Origin of the sequence: Fictibacillus halophilus (assembly GCF_016401385.1) — a bacterium.
In the GTDB taxonomy this organism is placed as follows: Bacteria; Bacillota; Bacilli; order Bacillales; family Fictibacillaceae; genus Fictibacillus; species Fictibacillus halophilus.
In genome coordinates this window covers 3,280,316-3,298,480 of record NZ_JAEACF010000001.1, presented here as the reverse complement: position 1 = coordinate 3,298,480, position 18,165 = coordinate 3,280,316, and the positions used below count along the sequence as shown (strand labels likewise).

Sequence of the window (18,165 nt, the reverse complement as noted above, 5' to 3'; positions counted from 1 at the left end):
CCTGGGGGATCAGTGGGACAGGTGAGACTCTTAATAGTGCAAGGCACTAAGAGGCTCACCGCACGCCCCCCGGAAAGCGAGCACCTGAAACGGAGATCAACTACTTCTCAGAATAAAAAAACCACTGACATAATGGAGGACCATCACATCAGTGGTTTTACATGTAAGATTAACGAATACCTTTCATCTTCTCTTGAATTTTAGGCGAGATGACAAATAGGATCAGTGATAACACAATCGCAGCTCCACCGATTGTACCGAAGTACATCATTTCTGTTTCTGCAGAATAGAACTTAACGATTTGTGCGTTGATCGCTTGTGCAGCTGCACTTGCTAAGAACCATAAGCTCATTGTTTGTGCAGAGAACGCTGCTGGAGCAAGCTTTGTTGTTGCAGAAAGTCCTACTGGAGACAATAGAAGCTCACCGATAACAACGATAAAGTAACTAAGCACTAACCATAATGGACTTACTAGTGAATCTTCTCCACCAAAGTAAGCAGGAAGAAGAATAACTAAGAAAGATAATCCAGCAAATAACAAGCTTAGTGCAAATTTCTTAGGTACTGACGGTTGACGTGTACCAAGTTTCACCCACATCCATGCGAATAGCGGAGCAAGTGTAATGATGAATAAAGGATTTAGAGATTGGAACCAAGCTGGTGAAATCTCAAGTCCTGCAAATGTTAAATCTGTACGCTTGTCCGCATAAGCTGCAAGAATCGTTGAACCTTGTTCTTGGATTGCCCAGAACATAACAGCTGCGATAAATAGCGGGATGTACGCAATAATTCGTGAACGCTCGTCTGATGTCGTTTTTGGACTGCGGTACATAACCACGAAATAAATCGTAGGGATCGCGATACCAAAAATACCAACTAATGTAATGAATACTTCAAGCGTAAAAATACCTGCTGGAATGGTTGTTCCTAAGACAACAGCTAGTACAACTACAGAAATACCAACGATGATTGATACTTTCTTCTTCTCAGCTGGAGTTAATGGGTTAGGCACATACGTACCTGCAAGACCAAGATTCTTTTTCTTTGTTACAGCAAACACGATTAGTCCTAATAACATACCAACTGCTGCGATACCGAAACCTAAGTGGAAGCTCTTTTTAGCAACTTCCCCCACGATTAATGGAGATATGAAAGCACCAAGGTTGATCCCCATGTAGAAGATAGAGAATCCTGCATCGCGACGAGTATCGCCAGGAGCATAAATATCACCTACAACACTGGATACGTTAGGCTTAAGCAAACCTGTACCGATTACGATAAAGACCATGGAAATAAACAGCATAGTCAAATCGCCTGGTAATACGGCTAGGACGATATGACCAATCATGATCAGAATACCACCATAGAATAACGCTCTAGATGTACCAAAAACTCTATCTGCTAACCAACCACCGATTACACCGGACATATATACAAGTGAACCATAAATGGACATGATTGCGAGTGCAGTGGACTCTTCTAATCCTAGACCACCTTTTGAAACCTCATAGTACATGTAGTAAATAAGGATTGCACGCATTCCGTAGTAAGAAAAGCGCTCCCAAAACTCTGTGAAGAATAGTGTGAAAAGACCTTTAGGATGTCCAAAGAATCCCTTTTGTGGCACACTATCCACAATTTTCTGTCTATTGATGTCTGACATATGACAACCTCCTCTAGTACATTAATAATAATACTTTGAAATATTTATTATTGTCAAAAGTTTTCGGCTTATCTATTATTACAGGTTCTTATGCATACGTAAATGGAAATTACACCCTATATGGGCATAATGGCTTATATCTATGCATAAATCGGTTATAAAAGGTGTATAAAAGTAGTGCGAAAATTTACTTATGTAGTATGCTCAAAAAAATAAAAAAATTGTAAGGTGCTGGTAAATGAGTTCAACCATTGTGATTCTGGTGAAATTTTTAGTACTATAGAAGAATAAGTTTACAGGTAGTGAAAAGAGGTCTTTTTACATGAACAAAGATTCCATTTATGGATTGACGATAGAACAACTAACTGAATGGCTCGGGCAGCATGGATATAAACCGTATCGCGCTTCACAAGTATGGAACTATCTATATAGGGAGCGGGTAACCACTTTTTCAGAAATGATCGATATCAAAGACGATTGTATTGAATTATTAACCGAAAACTTTACCATTCAAACGCTACGAGAGCACGTTAAGCAGGAAGCTTCAGATGGAACGGTTAAATTTCTCTTCAAATTGAATGATGGTAACTTGATCGAAACCGTACTGATGAGACATAAATACGGCTTATCGGTATGTGTAACAACACAAGTCGGTTGCAATATCGGATGCAGTTTCTGCGCGAGTGGTTTGTTAACCAAAACGCGTGATCTATCGAGTGGGGAAATTGTGGAGCAGATCATGAACGTTCAGCATCATTTAGACGCGGCTGGTGAGGGAGAAAAGGTAAGTCATATCGTTGTAATGGGAATCGGTGAACCTTTTGATAACTTTGAGAACATGATTGATTTTCTTAAGATCATGATCGATCAAAAAGGTCTAGCGATTGGATCGAGACATATTACAGTCTCAACAAGCGGGATCGTGAACAAAATGTACGAGTTTGCAGATGTGAACATCCCAGTAAATCTCGCATTATCGCTTCACGCACCGAACAATGAACTTCGTACAAAAATCATGAAGATCAACCGTGCTTTTCCTGTTGAAAAGCTGATGGATGCGATCAACTATTATATCGAGAAAACGAATCGCAGGATTACGATTGAATATATCTTATTAAAAGATGTAAATGATCATGTAGAGGAAGCATTAGAACTTGCGGCTCTTTTCCAAGATAAAAAGAAAAAAACATATATCAATCTGATTCCATATAACCCAGTCGATGAGCACAGTCAGTATCAGCGCAGTGACCAAGAATCGGTTCTAGCGTTTTACGATACGCTTAAGAAAAACGGGATCAACTGTAAGATCCGTCAAGAGCATGGAACAGATATTGATGCAGCTTGCGGTCAGTTAAGAAGTAAGCAGATCAAAAAGGATAAAGATCAATCGATTAAGTCTTAATGGAAGGCTGTCTACTCCTAAAAGTGCGTGGTGAATGGAAGTGGACAGTAAAAATGGCTAAGTAGACAGTAAATTTGTAAAAGTGGACAGTAAGCACACTTTGAGGTGTTTGCGCGCTACCCATATGCCTGTCTACGCATTAAAACTGCTCCTATGTAGAGGTAGTTTTGTTGATGGTGATGGTAATCTGTCTGATTCGAAGATTAATCTGTCCGATTGGCCACATAATCTGTCCAATCTGCACCGTAATCTGTCCATTTCAGCCAATAATCTGTCCAATTATTTATATATTTCAAAAGCAGCATTGAATTCGAAAACAGCCTAATGAGAAGAGACCGGTTTTTCCAACTGGTCTCTTTTAATTAAGCTCATCTTTTATTAAGTTGACAACTGTAAAACAATTACATATGATAATGGTAATTCAATGGAAGGGATGGTGTGTTTGTGAGCGTTGTCGTTCTTAACTAAAACAATTTGGATATCGGTTTACAAAAGAAAAATGAAACGGATTGTCCGGTTTATTTGTGATGTCTTTTGTTTGCCACCAATAGTTAAGAACAGCGGTCAGATACAAGCCATCATACTCAACCCCTTGATGCTGCGGACTCTTCTTATGAGCCGATTTTTTTATGCATTTTTCTAGGGTGAAGTCTATCTATGAGGCAGAAATGACGTGTTCATTTCTGCCTTTTTTTATTGGCACGTTCCTGGCCTCTGTTAAGAGGAGGGATAAAAAACGATTCTTTTAAGTTAATTGTTTTTGCTATTAAAAAATTTGGAGGTAGTTCCATTGAATACACAAACCATAAACATGCTTGAATATAACAAAATTAAAGAACAACTTGCGTCTTTTGCATTAAATAAAGCTACAAAAGAACAGATAGAAAAGCTTGAACCATCTTCAAACCTGTCTGTGATTCAATCATGGATGCTCGATACGACGGAAGCTAAACGCATTTTAGAGAAGAGTGCTAGTGTTCCGATCGCTAATTTAAACGGGTTGGAGCAAGTTCTAGAGATACCGAAAAAGGGATTGAATCTATCTCCCGAACAACTCACATTGATATTCGGTCTTTTAGAAAACGTCAGCCGGATGCAGCGATTTATGAAAGACAAAGCTTCTGTAGGACCCAGCGTATCTTCTTATGCGTACTCTATGTTTGACCTAAGTGATTTAAAAGAGGAAATCTATCGTTGTATTCGTAACGGTGGAGTAGATGATCATGCTAGCAAAGCTTTATTAAAAGTAAGAAAAAAGATTACCGTTGTCGAAGAAAGAATTAAATCCAAGCTCGATAACATGATGAAGTCTTCTGTTTACCGGGATATGCTGCAAGATCAAATCGTTTCCATGAGAGATGGTCGTTATGTTATTCCTGTTAAGAGCAAATACAAGCGTAATATTGATGGTCAAGTACTTGATAGTTCCTCAAGTGGCGCTACCGTGTATATAGAACCTCATGATATTCGCAAACTTCAAACCGAAATCAGTATGCTTAGAGCGGAAGAGGAAATCGAGATCTCTATGATTCTAGGCGTGCTAACAGGTATGGTTGCGAGTTATGAGAGGGAATTGCATATTACGATTGAAGCAATGATACATTACGATTTTATCTTTGCAAAAGCAAAATATAGCCGAGTTTTAGATGCTAGTGCAGTAGCGTTAAATCAAGAGAACAAAATAAACATTATAAACGGCAAACATCCGCTGATCGGAGAAAAATGTGTACCATTGCATTTTAATCTCGGCAAAAACTATCAGTCACTCGTCATCACCGGCCCTAATACAGGAGGTAAAACAGTAGCCATAAAAACAGTAGGATTATTAACGTTAATGGTTCAAACAGGTCTGCATGTACCTGTTGATGAAGGCAGTGAATTTGCGGTATTTAGAGAAGTTTTTGTTGATATAGGAGATGGGCAAAGTATTGAACAATCGTTAAGTACATTCTCTTCTCATATGACGACAATTATATCCATTTTGAGAGATGCGGGACCACAAGATTTAGTGATTTTAGATGAACTAGGTGCTGGAACGGATCCTTCTGAAGGGATGGGGCTAGCGGTTGCTATTCTTGAGAGATTGTACAGCAAAGGAAGTATGATACTAGCAACCACTCATTATAGTGAAATAAAAGAATTCGCCTCTGTTACACCCGGATTTGAAAACGGATCGATGGATTTTAACCTTGAAACGCTTCAACCAACGTATTCTCTCATTATCGGTAAAGCAGGTAAGAGTCAGGCCTTCTCGATTGCAAAGAAGCTGGGGATGGACGATGAAATTATCCACCGTGCACAACTTATTACACAAAAAGAAAGTTATCCACATGTGGATAAGAATGAAGTTTCAGTGTTTTCCACAGATGATTTTGGGAAAATAGATGAGTTACGTTATAAAGCACAGGCTACTGTAAAAAAACAATTGGAGAAACCACGAAAAACGGAAGAGCAATTAGGGGAAGTTTTTCATATTGGTGACCGCGTATTTGTTTCAAGCCTAAAAGCCGCTGGAATCGTATACAAGTTAGAGAACGATCACGGAGAACTAGGTGTTGTGGTCGGAGAAACTAAGCATAACATTCATAAAAAGCGCCTAAAACTTCATATTGAGAGTAAAATGCTCTATCCAAAAAATTACGATATGGATATTGTATTCGAGTCAAAGGAAGATCGAAAAAAGAAAAACTCCATGAGAAAGCGTCATGTTGAAGGCCTATCTATAGAAAGAGAAGAAGATTAGGAGAGGGAGCTAAATGAAGAACCTTATTACGTGTAAAATAGTGAGCAATAGCGAATTAACGAATAATTTCTTAAGAGAATTTAACCGATTTCAAGAAACAAAACAGGTATTGTATGTAGAAGATAGTGCCTACAAAATAAAGGACGACTACTTTATTGATGACTGGTCTGATGGTAAAAAGGTACAGATAATCAAAGAGTTGAGGAAATGTGTAAGCAACGGGGGAGTGGTTGTAGCAGCATGGAATCACAAAAAGTTAGTGGGGTTTGCCAATGTTGAGGGTGAATGCTTCGGTTCAGATGAGCAATATGTAGAGCTACCTTATCTACATGTCTCAAAGGATGCTAGGGGAATGGGCATTGGTAAGAAACTTTTTGCTGTATGCTTTCAGGAAGCAAAGAGGTTAGGTGGGAAGAAACTCTATATTGCAGCACATCCCTCAATTGAATCACAGGCGTTTTATCACGCTGTCGGGTGTTTAGCAGTACCAGCCGAAGAAATAAATAAGAGTATCTTAAAAAGAGAACCATTAGACATTCAACTCGAAAAAACGCTATAACAAAAGGTAAGAGACATCTACGTAGTGCTAGATGTCTCTTTTTCAATAACAATCTCTTCTGCAATAGCATTTTCGATGTCAGAAGCAATTTCTATCGCTTTTGTAAAATAATGATTGCAACGAATGCCTTTAAGTGTAATATCATTAGCTCGATGAGGTCCTCCGTATACTTTTACAGCGGGTCCAGAGGTTGTAAAATCTTTTACGAAAATATTATTTAAAATTACGTTACGAGCTCGATATTGGATGGCTATAACCGGATTGCCTTCATAGTTATATGTGGGATCACCTAGTACGGTAAATCCGTTGATGACAACATGATTATATCCTGATACAACAAGTCCACGCGGTGTAGAATCTTTATAAAGCTCAGTATAGATAGGAGCGACGCTAATGAGATTGGTAGCCGATATATGATGAGCTGTTTTAGATTCAGGATCTATATCTTTATGATGGCCAATATGACGAAAATTGTAGGACCGATTATCGTTGACTGATAAATGACCATAGATATGCACATTTGTAGCTGCAGACGCATTATGATGTGCTTTAACCTCAACGCCTCCAAAGCAACGAGCTGTTGAGTTGTTAAGGAGCCAAACATTATGAGAACCGTCATCGATTTCAATGCCGTTAGAGTTCGAAAACCCTTTCTTATGGGACCTACCGCTTGGGTCGCTCATATGGGAGTTGGAAATAAAGATATACTCACTGTGGTGTGTAGTAATCCCATCATCACCAAACCCATGACCGTTGAGGTTATCTAACCAGATGTATTTACTTCCTCCTCTAGAACGAGTACCATCTCCTAGGTAAGTATATAGAGAAGAAGACACATCAAACCCGTGCAGCCCTGGATTAACGGCTTCTAAGTCAAACATCCAGCCATATGTGACGTTAGCGAAGGTTAAACAACTCGACCGATTGTTTCCTGCACTTGTTTTTTCCTCTTGTCCGAGCCGTTCTATGTTCCAATCAAGAGTCATTCCCTTTACGGCTATATTTCGATTACCTTTAAAATGGTTCTTATTCGTGATAAGCCACTGCGCTTTAGGAGAGTCATTATGCAATTGTAGGGTCGTTTTACCTTTTCCTTCTCCTAAAAGGATCGTCCATGAAGGCAATTTAATGCCTTTTGTTACGAATTTTCCTTCTGGAATACGTACGATTACTCTTCCTTTGCCGATTGCTTTTTTAAAAGCTTCAGTATTATCTGTTACTCCATCTCCTACCGCTCCATAATCTATTACGTTTACTTCCTCTTTTATATAACGATAAAGCATCTCGTACTGCTCATTTAGCTTCGAGATCCATTTTGGAAAGATGTTATCTTGCTCGTCTTTTTCCCAATCGGTTGTACATACGTCGTTATAGCGTGCTTTTTTAATCACCATACTTTTGGTTGCGTATTTAAACCAATCAAAAGTATTTCTGGTATTTTGACTATACTTTTTTGATGAATCCTTGAATAGATTCTCTGAAATTAGTAGGTCTTCTGATTCTGTTCGAGTATGCTTTTTTTTCAATTGTTTTATCAAGGTTTTGTTAGTAAGTGGATCATGGTGTTTATTAAGTGTAATCATTTAACGATCACCTCGTCTCATTTGAATAGATTATAAATCATGATTTCCCTATCTTAAATAATATAATCAGCATGTATTAGGAGTGGGGGAGTGGTATTTTGAACGCTATTTTTCGAATGCAAACAAATTAGTTTACAAGTTTACAAATATGTTTGCATTTGTTTGCTTATTTGTTTGCAAGTTTACAAAGTTGTTTACATGTTGATATGACAAGGTTTATTTAGCATTGATCGATTTGTTTACAACAATGTTTGCAAGTTTACAGAAAATGTTTGCGTGTTTACAAATATATTAAAAAGAAAAATAGGCATTGTTTAATTTCAGTTAACCCTCTAATCTATTTATATAGAAACAAAATAATAATTTGAAAAGAGAAAGGATGTACGCCCATGAGTAATTCTAGAATTGCTGCAGTTGATGTAGGTAACGATTCACTAAAAGGAATTTTCGGTACATTAGAACATGAATTAAACATCCCTAACGTAATTGCTAGAGATATTGAGGACCGTCCTGTAATCGGGATTGAGGAGTTAGACAGCAAAGATCCTTTAGAAGGCATACATATTAGAGTTCACTCCCCTGCCCTTAAAGAAAACAATGTAATTTATCGTGTTGGTCAGCTTGCTGCTAAGAGCGATAACTCTACTGAATTAGACCCAGGAAGCAGTAAATCGGAAGAAGATCAAACATTGATCATGCTTTTCGCTGCATTAGCTCTTGATGCTGTAAATGAAGATAATGCTAAATCATTTACTAAAAACAACAATGTGATTGATACAAGCTATATTTTAGGTACAGGCCTTCCTCTACGCGAAGTAAAAGAAGGTAAGGATGCTGGATATCGTTCAAAACTATTAGGATCTGTTCACCAAGTAGAATTCCTAGTAACGCCTAAGTACCAAGGAATTAAAGTTAACTTAAAGTTTGAAGAAGTTAAAGTATATCCAGAAGGTTTTGCTGCTTTTATTAACCTTGTTATGGATAACGACTTAAACATTATTAATAAAGACCTGATCGACAAGCCTATTCTAATTCAAGATATTGGTGGTCTATCTACAGATATCGCAGTTATTAAAAATAGAAACGTTGATGACGACAAAGCTCAAGGCTTTAATCTTGGTGTTTCAGAAGCGCTAGAACAAATTAGAGAAGAAATCCGCTCTAAGCATGGCGTAGAACTCGACAGCCGACGTGATGTAGTAGATATCATTACGAAGAAGACGAACCGCAACCACATCATGGTGCGTGGAAGCCGTACGAGTGTTCATGACATTACGGATCGTATTTTAGTAGACTTGGCGAAAAAGCAATATCGTCTTCTTCGCAACGTATGGCAAAAGAATTCGCAAACTGAAATCTGCTATTTTGTAGGTGGAGGATCTGCGGTACTTAAAGATTATATTAAGACGTTAAACAATAACCTAGATGGCTACAATATCGACTTTTTTGAAGATGAGAAAGAAAGCATCTGGATGATGGCAAACGCGTATTATAAGCTGATCTCTGATCACTTAAGAAGAACTGCGCCAAAAGAGAAAAAGAGCGAGGATAAAGACAAAAAAGCCGTTAAAGCTTAAACAAGGGTGATGAAATGGACAAAAAAGCATCCAATGAGATTACAAGAGGTAAAACGATTGCTTTTCGTATCCCCTCTGACACCCCAGATCACGTCATCAAACAGCTTCAAAAGCTGAAAGAGACGGAGAGGCGCAATTTTTCGAGCAAGATCTCAGAGTATGTTCTTCAAGGTGTCGGACAAGACATCCAAAGAGATCGAGAGACGATTACGATACCGTTGCCGAAAAATCTAAGTAAGATGCAGCGTGATTGGTTAAAGCATGAACATTCAGAGGCCTTGTTAGGCAATATTTTGTATCAGCTTATATCCAATCCTGTAAGAACAGCATCGTTACTGGCGGCTTTAAACAGCAATGCAACCGATATTGACCAGGCTTTATATTTACAGGAAGACATGCAGCGTGATGAGGATTCATTGGATCAGTTTGAAAATCCAATGGAAACCGAAAACTCAACCGATGACTTTGACGATGATGATCTTAGTCAATTTGATTGGGACAGCGCAAAGCGAGATGAGCCTGAAGAAAAAGAAGAAACACAAAATCCAGAGCAGGAAATGGAAAATCTGCTTGGGGATTTCCTAGCACATATGAATAAGTAAGTAGAAAGCGCAGCTGAATAATCAGCTGCGTTTTTTTATAAAAGTGAGGTTTCATGCTACGGGGTATGTGAGAGAAATTAAGGTGCGTAATTTGTCGAGGATTGTAAACTTGCGGATAAACCATTAAAACTTTTGGATTGAGCGACTAATCTCGTGGATAAACAGCCGAAATTTCTGGATTGCTTTCATAAACTTATGGATTGAACGAGTTGAATACCCATATAGGTATATGTAACGATCAGTTTCGGTACACGAAAAAGTAACTATTTTAACTTTGAGGGCGTAGGACTTTTATAAAAAATCAGTTTGCTTCCTAAATAGGTAGGGAAAGGTCTCTTTATGATGTGAAAATACATAAAGAGAGGATTAGTTAAATGAGCGATCAGAACAAAGTGAACGGCAACAGCAAGAATGAACAGCTGGAACAGTATCGTGCAGATGACAAAGGCAAAAAGTTAACGACCAATCAAGGGTTAAAAGTTGCTGAAGACGAATTCTCGCTTAAAGCGGGAGAACGTGGTCCAACACTTATGGAAGATTTTCATTTTCGGGAAAAAATGACTCACTTTGACCATGAAAGAATTCCTGAGCGTATCGTACATGCTCGTGGGTTCGCGGCTCATGGTGAGTTTGAATTATATGAGTCTTTGAGTGAATTTACAAAAGCAGATTTCTTAAATGATACCTCTAAAAAAACACCAACGTTCGTCCGTTTTTCAACCGTAGCAGGTTCACGTGGATCTGCTGAAACGGTGCGTGACGCGCGCGGCTTTGCAACTAAATTTTATACAGAAGAAGGAAACTACGATCTTGTTGGAAACAATATTCCGGTTTTCTTCATTCAAGATGCGATCAAGTTTCCCGATCTCGTTCATGCGTTAAAACCAGAGCCTCATAACGAGATGCCGCAAGCAGCAAGCGCGCATGATACGTTTTGGGACTTTGTGGCCAACAACCAAGAGTCTGCACATATGGTGATGTGGGCGATGTCAGACCGAGCGATCCCACGAAGCTTTCGTATGATGGAAGGATTCGGCGTTCATACGTTCAGACTTGTGAACGATGAAGGGAAAGCGCATTTCGTAAAGTTTCACTGGAAGCCAGTCTTAGGTACACATTCACTCGTGTGGGATGAAGCACAAAAGATTTCCGGGAAAGATCCGGATTTCCACCGCAGAGATCTTTGGGAATCCATTGAAAATGGAGATTATCCAGAATATGAGCTAGGACTTCAAATCATTGCGGAAGAAGATGAATTTAACTTTGATTTTGATATTCTAGATCCGACGAAATTGTGGCCAGAAGAGGATGTGCCGGTAAAAATTGTCGGCAAGATGACGTTGAACCGTAACGTGGATAACGTGTTTGCCGAAACAGAGCAAGTTGCTTTCCATCCGGGACATGTTGTACCAGGAATTGATTTTTCAAATGATCCCCTTTTACAAGGACGCTTGTTCTCCTATACAGATACACAACTGTCTCGTCTTGGAGGACCTAACTTCCACGAACTCCCGATTAATCGACCAGTTTGTCCGTTTCATAACAATCAACGTGATGGCATTTCACGACATACAATCAATAGAGGGCAAGTGAGTTATCACAAGAATTCCCTTGCAGCAAATACACCATCACCTACTCCAGAAGCAGAAGGTGGATATGTTCATTATCAAGAAAAAGTAGATGGAAGAAAAATCAGAGGCAGAAGCGAGAGCTTTAAAGATCACTTCTCTCAAGCCACGCTTTTCTGGAACAGTATGAGCGAGCCGGAAAAACAGCATCTAAAGAACGCTTTTAGTTTTGAGCTGGGTAAAGTGAAGAGTAAATCCGTGCAACAGCAAGTCGTAGATATGTTTGGAAACGTGAGTGTGGAGCTTGCGACTGCTTTTGCAGAAGCAATTGATGCAGTACCTCCTCAAGGAGAAGAATCTTCCGTTACGAAGTCTTCACCAGCTCTCAGCCAGCTGAATACGGTTAAAAGCCCTAAGACGAGAAAAGTCGGTGTCATTGTTGGCTCGATTGTAAGCGGTGAAGTGGCAGATATTTTACAGACTTTAAAGAGCAGTGGTATTCAGGGTGAATGTATCAGTGATAAGTTAGGTAGGCGCACAACGGATGACGGATCTGAATTAGAGATCATGCATACGTTCTTGACAGCGACTTCCGTTATCTTTGATGCGATCTACGTTGTAGGTGGCAGTGATGATGCTACGTTTAAGAAGAATGCTTTGCACTTCGTGAACGAAGCATACGCGCATTATAAACCGATCGGTGGTACTCACGAAGGTCTGCAATGGTTGAATGAAGCAGAACTGACTGGAGAGCCCGGTGTTGTTAGTGGAGACGGAAAAGATGATTTCGTAAAGAACTTTACGGAAGCTATTTCGGTTCACCGTCATTGGAACCGACAAGTATAAGGATTAGAGAACAGTGGGTGTAAGTGTTCACTGTTCTTTTTTTATTTCTAAGGAATGAAATGATGACAACGATACAAACTACATATGAACCTAACATGAAGGAGAGTTCATATGTATAGAAAAATAATTAAGATGATTATGGTGCTTGCCATAGCGTTTCCGATTTTTGCCTCACCATTAACAGCAGAAGCAAAGGCAAAACAAAGAGTGCAAGGACCGTGTTATAGCCAGAACGCGATTGATTTGTATTCATTGCAACGAAGACTGTGGAAAGACCATGTGTATTGGACAAGAAGCTATATTGTGAGCGCTACTGAAGGAGCTAAAGATCAAGACGCGGTGCTAAAGCGACTGTTGCAGAATCAAACCGATATCGGTAACTCCATCAAGCCATATTACGGAGATAAAGCTGGGAACGAACTCGGCAAATTATTAACAGAGCATATTGTAATCGCAGGGCAGTTGGTTGATGCAGTAAAAAAAGGCGATACGGCGAATGCAGCAAAAATAAATAAAGAGTGGTATCGTAACGCTGATGATATCGCCAAATTCATGAGTAAGGCGAATTCGAATTGGTCAGAACAACAAGTGAAAGAAATGCTTTATACCCATCTGAAATATGTCACGGATGAAGTTGTAGCAAGGCTTAAAAAAGATTATGCTGGTGAGATCGTGATCTTTGATAAGAACAAGAACCATATGGTGATGTTTGCTGACGAAATAACGAATGGCATCATGAAGCAGTTTCCAGACTCATTTAGAACGTCATAAGAAAAAGCCTCTCGGGAATGAGAGGCTTTTTCGCTATTAATCCTTCTTTTCTTTTTTGTTAATTTCTTTCTGATCAATTGTACCTTCGTTAAATGTATCGTTGATCTGATCGTGAACTGTTTCTAGGTCCTTATCTGTTTTAGATTTGTTTTTCTTATCGAGCTCAAAGTTTTTCTCTGCAATGTCCTCTGACTGCTTTTGTTTGTCTGTTTTGTCACTCATGAATGATTACCTCCTATTTTAGAAAAAAGGGTCTACTTATCCTTTTCCCTATCAGTTTTCCCTGAAACATGCTGAAATAAAATAAGCCTTATCCGATGGTGGATAAGGCTTGTTGAAGGTAGTTGATTTCCGCTCCAGGTTGCTCGCTTTCCACGGGGCGAACGGTAAGCCTCCTGTCTAGTTGCAGTGACTAGCCCCTCGAGGTCAAAAGGTAAACGGTAAAGAAGGCAAAGTGCGCCTTTCAAGCCCATTTCCCTTTTGCTTGTCGGGGCTGAACGAGTCACTTCCACTTTTCGGACTGCCGCTTTGCGCCCATAGGAGTCTCCACCTGACCGCTCGTCCCGTAGGAGTCGGCAACCTTCCGCTACAATAAACATGCATGGGAAGAAAAAGAAGCATCCCAAAGCAATAACTTTTAGAAAAGAGCTTTTTTAAAAGAAATCAAGAAAAGCTGCAGGCTTGTTAGTAATGATTTCTTCAAAACGTTTAACGTCTTCTTGGTTTCCTTTGATCTTTCCACATGTAAATAAAAACTGGGGCTTTTGTGAGCCTAGAAGGGCAGCTGCTAGCGTTTGTACATCCATGGCTAGTACTTCTGATACGGTCTCTGATTCCCTCGTGAGGCCATTTGCATCGATTGTAAACGTACCGTTGTTCCATTCAGCTTTTTCATCCGAGATGGATAGAGTAAGTCTACCTTCCATGTTCTTGAATGGATATTGCCTTAAAAAGCTTTCAACATCAACGATACGTGCCATGAAGTATGGATAATGCTCTTGGTGGATGCGTGGGTTGTTTATTAAAAATGGAAGCTGATCATTAGACGGCGCGACTATTTTTACTTTGTCTACCATAGAATCGTGCTGACAGATAAAATTCCATAAAGCTCGACGCGCATCATCACTTACATAGATAAACTCTTGTACATCAAGTAATTTATCTGCTACTTTGCAACATAAATATCCCTTTGGTACGCCGTTTTCATCTTTATAAAGGATACGGTTGTACCCTTCTGTAAAAACATGATTGTTCCACCAATAGTCTGAACGAACAAGCAGATGATTGTATGTACGGAACCATTCCTCATAAACCGTGTTCAGTAAGTCATTTCCGTCTTCCTCTGTTAGCCTAGAAATGGTTCCAGGAACATCTTCATAGCGTACAAGATCGCTTTTATTGAGTGTATATTTGTTCACAGAGGCAGTGAGCTCCCAGCCGAACCGACGATAAAATTGGATATTAAAAGGATGGAGCAAGCTGATGCTTTGACCATTTTCCTTCATTCTTAAAAGAGCTTGTTGTAATAGACGGGTAACAGATCCTTTTCGGCGATGCTCTGGCCAAGTAGCTACACCTGCGATTCCTCCCATAGGAAAACGCTGATTTTCAATAGAGATCTCCAAAGAGTGAATGTGAAGCTTAGAAATAAGCTCTTCGTTCTCAAATTCTCCCCAAATTTCTTGTCTCTTCATCATTTCATAACGTTTTGGCAGATCTTCTTTCTTTACTATGTACTGAAAAGCATATTGAGAAAGCTGTATGGATTTTTCAAATTCTGACTCTGACAATACTCTAAGTGTCATTTTGATGACCTCCCTTTCCTCCTTCATAGTACAAGTAAGGAGAGAGGATTGAAAAGGATATCTAATAAAAAGTTTAGGGTGCTACGTTTTCAAGAGCAAAGGTATGAATAAATAGCCTAAAATAGAAATGGTAGTATGAATATAGATGTGAAAAATAATGGATATTTATAAAAACTATCGAAATTATATTCATTTGCAGTTATAATTATAAGTCGTTGTGCATAATCACAACGCTGAAGTGAGGATTAGCATGCGCATTCATAAATATATAAGCTTAACGGGTTTTTGTTCTAGAAGAGAGACGGATCGGCTATTAAAGAATGGCCGGATTACTATAAATGGAGAGGTCGCGAACAAAGATAGTTTTGTACATGAGACAGATACTATCCTTATCGATGGTAAAAAAATTCCTCAAAAAACATCAGCGATTTACCTCGCCTTCAACAAACCAGTTGGCGTCACGACCACTTCCAATCCTAATATTGATGGAAATATTCTAGAGTATATTGATTTATCAGAGCGCGTATTCGCTGTTGGTAGGTTAGATAAAGCTTCTCAAGGTTTGATTTTATTGACGAATGATGGGGAGTTAGCTAATCGAATTTCACAGGCCGATTATGGTCATGAGAAAGAATATGAAGTGACGGTCGATCAACCTGTTACTGATTTGTTTCTTCAAAAAATGGCTCAAGGCGTTTTTATTTTAGATTCAGTAACCAAACCTGCGAAAACAGAGTTTGTAAGCAAGTATGTTTTCCGAATCACACTTACGCAAGGATTGAACCGGCAAATTCGGCGTATGTGTAAAACGCTTGGGTATAAAGTGGAGAAGCTAGAGCGTATACGTATTATGAATATACATCTTCATGCATTAGAAGTCGGGAAGTGGCGTTATTTAAGGGATGACGAGCTTATTGAACTCAAAAAAGGTTTAGAGATTTAGTTAAAAAGGAAAGAAAAACTAGTATTTTATAAGAATTCTAGCATTTCTTACAATATTGCGAAAATTGTAGAATAAACATATACTTGGAAATGGAAAGTATATGAAAGCGCTTTACATCCTAGAAAGAGAGGCATAACATCATGGGTTTACCAAAGCAACAAATGAATTATGACATGAAGCAAACGAATTTTTCGAGTTTGATTAAATTTATTATTCCGTCTTTGATCGGTATATTTTTATTTATGATTCCCATCTCATACGGTGGGGAAATTACCATTCCAGTAGCCATTTTAGCTGGAATCTTGCAGGATGGAATCGGTGCGTATATTCCGAAAATCATGACGGCTATCATAGCGATTACGGTTGTAGGTTCTTTAGGAACATACTTTTTTAAGCCAAAAGCTATTATTAATAAACCATTTTTAAACACATTGTTTAATGTGAATATCGTATGGCAATTGATTCGTTTGGTGGGATTGATTTTTGCTGTGATGACGTTGTTTAAGCTCGGGCCTAAAGCCGTATGGTCTGAAAATACAGGGCAGCTTCTACTTTTCGACTTGATACCTGTATTATTTTCGGTCTTCTTATTCGCTGGTTTATTTTTACCGCTTTTATTTAACTTTGGGTTGTTAGAGCTGTGTGGAGCATTACTTGTTAAAGTGATGCGTCCTGTATTTAAATTGCCAGGACGCTCTTCTATCGACTGTTTAGCATCATGGCTTGGTGACGGAACGATTGGCGTTCTTTTAACAAACAAGCAGTATGAAGAAGGCTATTACACGAAACGTGAAGCAGCTGTAATTGGTACAACGTTTTCTGTCGTATCTATCACATTCGCGATTGTTGTTCTTGCTCAAGTTGATCTAGCTCATATGATCGTTCCTTATTATTTAACAGTCGTATTAGCAGGCCTCGTGTGTGCGATTATTATTCCACGCATCCCGCCTTTGTCGAGAAAACCTGATACGTATTATGAGGGCGCAAAAGAAAATGTAGTTGATGAAGTAATTCCTGAAGGTGAGACACCTTTTGGATTTGGTCTTAAAAAGGCGGTTGAACGCGCTGATCAAAATAAAAAAGCTGCGCCGTTAGTAAAAGAAGGAATTCAAAACGTACTTGATATGTGGATGGGCGTTGTTCCTATCGTAATGGCAATCGGAACATCAGCATTGATGGTGGCAGAGTTCACACCTTTCTTCACATACTTAGGAGCACCTTTTGTCCCGATCTTAGAGTTCCTGCAAGTTCCATATGCATCAGATGCAGCACAAACGATCGTAATCGGATTTGCGGATATGTTCCTTCCTTCTATCATTGGAGCAGGGATTGAAAGTGAGCTGACTCGCTTCGTTGTTGCAGCCATGTCAGTAATTCAATTAATCTATATGTCTGAAGTTGGTGGATTGTTATTAGCTTCTAAGATTCCAGTGAACTTTAAAGAACTAGTCATTATCTTTTTCTTGCGTACATTCATCTCACTTCCAATTGTTGTCGGAATGGCACATCTATTGTTCTAAACTAGAAAAGCAGTTCAGAGGGACATTCCTCGAACTGCTTTTTTGTGTACTAGAGAAGTTCTTGTATATGTTTTTCAATCGTTTCGGGCTTATCTGTTGGGGCGAAGCGCTTTACAACTTGTCCGTTTCGATCTACTAAAAATTTAGTGAAGTTCCATTTGATCGCTTTAGATCCTAAGATGCCTGGTGCTTCGGCAGCTAAGTATTTAAAAAGGGGATGCGCTTCATCACCGTTTACGTCTACTTTTGCGAACATCGGAAAGTTAACACCATAGTTCAACTCGCAGAACTCCATAATCTCGTCACTCGAACCTGGTTCTTGTGCACCAAATTGATTACATGGAAATCCAAGAACAGATAATCCTTGCTCTTTATGGCTTTCATAAATGGATTGAAGTCCTTTGTATTGTGGAGTAAAACCGCATTTACTAGCTGTATTTACAATTAAGAGAACATCGCCTTTGTAATTGTCTAGGTTGGTTTTCTCGCCTTTGATCGTTTCAACTGAAAAATCATATACAGACATTTTCTCAAGCTCCTTATTTTTCGTATTTTTAATTAGTTTAACGGTAAATGGAATGGC

The 18,165-nt window shown here is 39.0% G+C and carries 14 protein-coding genes; 9 read left to right on the top strand and 5 right to left on the bottom strand.

Translation table 11 applies throughout. The features are described from left to right. Positions 1-169: 169 nt before the first annotated feature. On the bottom strand, positions 170-1,663 hold the full coding sequence (locus I5J82_RS16810) for a peptide MFS transporter (RefSeq protein WP_198768800.1): 1,494 nt from the start codon (positions 1,661-1,663) through the stop codon (positions 170-172). Positions 1,664-1,985: 322 nt separating this feature from the next. Here I5J82_RS16810 and rlmN point away from each other — a divergent pair, with 322 nt between their 5' ends. The 3 genes from rlmN (at position 1,986) to I5J82_RS16795 (ending at position 6,367) form a co-directional block, all read left to right on the top strand. Further along, a complete protein-coding gene (gene rlmN, locus I5J82_RS16805) occupies positions 1,986-3,065 on the top strand; it encodes a dual-specificity RNA methyltransferase RlmN (protein WP_198768799.1) in 1,080 nt (359 codons plus the stop codon). Between the two features lie 790 nt (positions 3,066-3,855). Beyond that, positions 3,856-5,808 (top strand): endonuclease MutS2, encoded by a 1,953-nt coding sequence (locus tag I5J82_RS16800; RefSeq protein ID WP_198768798.1) that lies wholly within the window; start codon positions 3,856-3,858, stop codon positions 5,806-5,808. A gap of 13 nt (positions 5,809-5,821) precedes the next feature. Next, positions 5,822-6,367 (top strand): GNAT family N-acetyltransferase, encoded by a 546-nt coding sequence (locus I5J82_RS16795; RefSeq protein WP_198768797.1) that lies wholly within the window; start codon positions 5,822-5,824, stop codon positions 6,365-6,367. Between the two features lie 17 nt (positions 6,368-6,384). Here I5J82_RS16795 and I5J82_RS16790 read toward each other — a convergent pair whose 3' ends face one another. Next, positions 6,385-7,950: a glycosyl hydrolase family 28-related protein gene (locus I5J82_RS16790; protein WP_198768796.1), complete on the bottom strand. Its 1,566-nt coding sequence runs from the start codon at positions 7,948-7,950 to the stop codon at positions 6,385-6,387. A 389-nt stretch (positions 7,951-8,339) separates the two neighbouring features. Here I5J82_RS16790 and I5J82_RS16785 point away from each other — a divergent pair, with 389 nt between their 5' ends. From I5J82_RS16785 to I5J82_RS16770, 4 genes are all read left to right on the top strand, one after another. Continuing rightward, entirely contained in the window at positions 8,340-9,527 is a 1,188-nt protein-coding gene (locus I5J82_RS16785; RefSeq protein WP_198768795.1) for a ParM/StbA family protein, read from the top strand. Between the two features lie 14 nt (positions 9,528-9,541). Then, positions 9,542-10,129 carry a hypothetical protein gene (locus I5J82_RS16780; protein ID WP_198768794.1) on the top strand — a complete coding sequence of 196 codons (588 nt, stop codon included), beginning with the start codon at positions 9,542-9,544 and terminating at the stop codon, positions 10,127-10,129. A gap of 374 nt (positions 10,130-10,503) precedes the next feature. Beyond that, positions 10,504-12,543 carry a catalase gene (locus tag I5J82_RS16775; RefSeq protein ID WP_198768793.1) on the top strand — a complete coding sequence of 680 codons (2,040 nt, stop codon included), beginning with the start codon at positions 10,504-10,506 and terminating at the stop codon, positions 12,541-12,543. Between the two features lie 111 nt (positions 12,544-12,654). After that, positions 12,655-13,314, top strand: coding sequence for a glycosyltransferase (locus I5J82_RS16770; protein ID WP_233096516.1), 660 nt, complete (start codon positions 12,655-12,657; stop codon positions 13,312-13,314). Positions 13,315-13,350: 36 nt separating this feature from the next. On the opposite strand, the gene I5J82_RS16765 is transcribed toward I5J82_RS16770, so the two are convergent. After that, positions 13,351-13,536, bottom strand: a complete 186-nt coding sequence (locus I5J82_RS16765; protein WP_198768792.1) for a YozQ family protein — start codon at positions 13,534-13,536, stop codon at positions 13,351-13,353. 431 nt (positions 13,537-13,967) lie between these two features. Next, positions 13,968-15,119 carry a GNAT family N-acetyltransferase gene (locus tag I5J82_RS16760; protein WP_198768791.1) on the bottom strand — a complete coding sequence of 384 codons (1,152 nt, stop codon included), beginning with the start codon at positions 15,117-15,119 and terminating at the stop codon, positions 13,968-13,970. A gap of 250 nt (positions 15,120-15,369) precedes the next feature. Between I5J82_RS16760 and I5J82_RS16755 the strand changes: the two genes are divergently transcribed. Together I5J82_RS16755 and I5J82_RS16750 are read left to right on the top strand one after the other, a co-directional pair. Beyond that, positions 15,370-16,062 (top strand): pseudouridine synthase, encoded by a 693-nt coding sequence (locus tag I5J82_RS16755; protein WP_198768790.1) that lies wholly within the window; start codon positions 15,370-15,372, stop codon positions 16,060-16,062. 140 nt (positions 16,063-16,202) lie between these two features. Beyond that, positions 16,203-17,582, top strand: coding sequence for a YjiH family protein (locus I5J82_RS16750; protein WP_233096515.1), 1,380 nt, complete (start codon positions 16,203-16,205; stop codon positions 17,580-17,582). A 49-nt stretch (positions 17,583-17,631) separates the two neighbouring features. Here the strand turns inward: I5J82_RS16750 and I5J82_RS16745 are convergent, their stop codons facing one another. Further along, positions 17,632-18,108 carry a glutathione peroxidase gene (locus I5J82_RS16745; protein ID WP_198768789.1) on the bottom strand — a complete coding sequence of 159 codons (477 nt, stop codon included), beginning with the start codon at positions 18,106-18,108 and terminating at the stop codon, positions 17,632-17,634. Positions 18,109-18,165 lie beyond the last annotated feature (57 nt).

Excerpts from the sequence above, each read along its gene's own strand:
- I5J82_RS16775 (WP_198768793.1), top strand. The coding sequence starts at position 10,504 with ATGAGCGATCAGAACAAAGTGAACGGCAACAGCAAGAATGAACAGCTG.
- rlmN (WP_198768799.1), top strand. The coding sequence starts at position 1,986 with ATGAACAAAGATTCCATTTATGGATTGACGATAGAACAACTAACTGAA.
- I5J82_RS16745 (WP_198768789.1), bottom strand. The coding sequence starts at position 18,108 with ATGTCTGTATATGATTTTTCAGTTGAAACGATCAAAGGCGAGAAAACC.
- I5J82_RS16795 (WP_198768797.1), top strand. The coding sequence starts at position 5,822 with ATGAAGAACCTTATTACGTGTAAAATAGTGAGCAATAGCGAATTAACG.
- I5J82_RS16755 (WP_198768790.1), top strand. The coding sequence starts at position 15,370 with ATGCGCATTCATAAATATATAAGCTTAACGGGTTTTTGTTCTAGAAGA.
- I5J82_RS16785 (WP_198768795.1), top strand. The coding sequence starts at position 8,340 with ATGAGTAATTCTAGAATTGCTGCAGTTGATGTAGGTAACGATTCACTA.
- I5J82_RS16780 (WP_198768794.1), top strand. The coding sequence starts at position 9,542 with ATGGACAAAAAAGCATCCAATGAGATTACAAGAGGTAAAACGATTGCT.
- I5J82_RS16790 (WP_198768796.1), bottom strand. The coding sequence starts at position 7,950 with ATGATTACACTTAATAAACACCATGATCCACTTACTAACAAAACCTTG.
- I5J82_RS16770 (WP_233096516.1), top strand. The coding sequence starts at position 12,655 with ATGTATAGAAAAATAATTAAGATGATTATGGTGCTTGCCATAGCGTTT.
- I5J82_RS16760 (WP_198768791.1), bottom strand. The coding sequence starts at position 15,119 with ATGACACTTAGAGTATTGTCAGAGTCAGAATTTGAAAAATCCATACAG.
- I5J82_RS16765 (WP_198768792.1), bottom strand. The coding sequence starts at position 13,536 with ATGAGTGACAAAACAGACAAACAAAAGCAGTCAGAGGACATTGCAGAG.
- I5J82_RS16810 (WP_198768800.1), bottom strand. The coding sequence starts at position 1,663 with ATGTCAGACATCAATAGACAGAAAATTGTGGATAGTGTGCCACAAAAG.
- I5J82_RS16750 (WP_233096515.1), top strand. The coding sequence starts at position 16,203 with ATGGGTTTACCAAAGCAACAAATGAATTATGACATGAAGCAAACGAAT.